The sequence below is a fragment of the Nocardioides sp. genome, assembly GCF_031422975.1.
Classification (GTDB): domain Bacteria; phylum Actinomycetota; class Actinomycetes; order Propionibacteriales; family Nocardioidaceae; genus Nocardioides.
Map to the genome: position 1 here is coordinate 1 of NZ_JANPEO010000020.1, position 1,765 is coordinate 1,765.

At 68.2% G+C, this 1,765-nt stretch carries 2 protein-coding genes; one reads left to right on the forward strand and one right to left on the reverse strand.

Annotated features, from left to right (window positions below; genetic code table 11):
- Positions 1-93: 93 nt before the first annotated feature.
- Positions 94-960 (forward strand): IclR family transcriptional regulator, encoded by an 867-nt coding sequence (locus RMO85_RS00660; protein ID WP_310525811.1) that lies wholly within the window; start codon positions 94-96, stop codon positions 958-960.
- A gap of 250 nt (positions 961-1,210) precedes the next feature.
- Here RMO85_RS00660 and RMO85_RS00665 read toward each other — a convergent pair.
- On the reverse strand, positions 1,211-1,765 hold a 555-nt coding region (locus tag RMO85_RS00665; RefSeq protein WP_310525813.1), incomplete at its 5' end, for a response regulator transcription factor.

Consider the following 1,765-nt stretch of genomic DNA (forward strand, 5'->3'; position numbering starts at 1 on the left):
GTACGCCACACCTGTTCATGGCCGGAAGAATCACACCAGGCAACTCTGGGGACAACCCTTGTTGTGTATATGACAACGCGATATCGTCAGGTTGTGACATCAATCTCCGACGCGGGCCGCCGCCCCTCAGCGCGCCGCAACTCTTCCGGCCTGTCACGGGACGTGGAGTTGCTCGACGTCCTCGCCAGTCCGGAGTCCCAGCGAGCCGGCGGCCTGCGGGTGCTGCGCATCGCCGAGCTGCTCGACCGTGACAAAGCAGTCGTGTCGCGCGCCCTCGCGACCCTTGCCGACGCCGGCATCGTGGACCGCGACCCGAAGCTGCTGACCTATCGCCTGGGACCGCGCCTCTACGCCCTGGCCGCTCGCACGACCGAGGCGACGCTGGCCCACGGGGCGCGACCCGTGCTGCGGCAGATGGTCCAAGCGGTTCGAGAGACCACCCACCTGTGCGTCCTGCGCGGGGGCAACGTCTTGACCCTACTCAGTGAGCTCAGCCCTCAGGAAGTCGGGACCACGGGCTGGGCAGGGACCACCACGGCTGCCTGGCGGACCCCCTCCGGTCGCGTCCTCATCAGCGATTGGGACCGGCCGAGCGTAGACGCGTGGTACGCCGAGCACGGGCGCGACGCCGCGCTCGTCGACCCCGGAGAGGCCCGGTGGCTGAGGCCGTTCCCGGTCTTGGCTGAGCCCCCTGCCCACAAGGTCGTGGTCCGCAACCTCCAGAGCCTCCACACCGAGTTGGCCCGTATCCGGGCTCGCGGCTATGCGGTTCTCGACGAGGAACTCGAGGAAGGTGTGGTCGGCGCCTCCGCGCCGGTGTGGGACGCCACCGGCTCGATCATCGCTGCCATCAACGTGAGCGCACCACGAGCACGCATGGGCGGCCGCCTCGACGACCTGGGTAGCTATGTCGCGCGCTGCGCCACCGCCCTGTCAGAGTCAGTGGGCCGTGAGCCATGAGCCTGCAACCGGCACCGACTCAGGCTGAAACCGCCAAACCGGTGTCGGGAGAGAACTCAACCCACCGGAGTCGGTCGCCAACAGAGGGAACGAGATGGCTGACCGCGACGTTCCGGTCCGGGTGGCAGTGGGTGGCAGTGGGTGGCAGTGGGTGGCAGTGGGTGGCTCTACCCGACTCACCGGACCCGATGGCCCTTACCCCGGGATCGACACAGAGTGACCGCGACTTCTGCTTCGTGGGGCGTTCGCTTTAGCTGGCGAGTCCAGATTGGTAGGCCAGGACCACCGCTTGCACCCGGTCGCGAACGCCGAGCTTGCTCAGCAACCTGGCGACGTGGGTCTTGACGGTACCTTCGGCGATGAACAGCTCGGCGGCGATCTCCGCGTTGGACAGGCCGCGGGCCAGTAGCCGCAGCACCTCGAGCTCACGCTCGGTCAGGGCCTGCACGGTCGATGGTGTGACGCGGGGCCCGCGGCGGGCGAACTCGGTGATCAGGCGTTTCGTGACGGACGGAGCCAGCAGGGCGTCACCAGCTGCTGCCGCGCGCACGGCGGCGACCAATTGGTGTGCGGGTGCGTCCTTGAGGAGGAAGCCGCTGGCGCCGGCTCGAAGCGCCTCGTAGACGTATTCGCTGAGCCCGAAGGTGGTGAGGATGAGCACTCGCGTTGCCGTCTTGCCATCGCCGATCCGTCTCGTCGCTTCGAGTCCGTCGACGCCGGGCATGCGGATGTCCATCAGCACGACGTCCGGCTGGAGGCGCCGCACAGCTTCGACCGCTTCGAGCCCGTCGGCCACTTCAGCGAC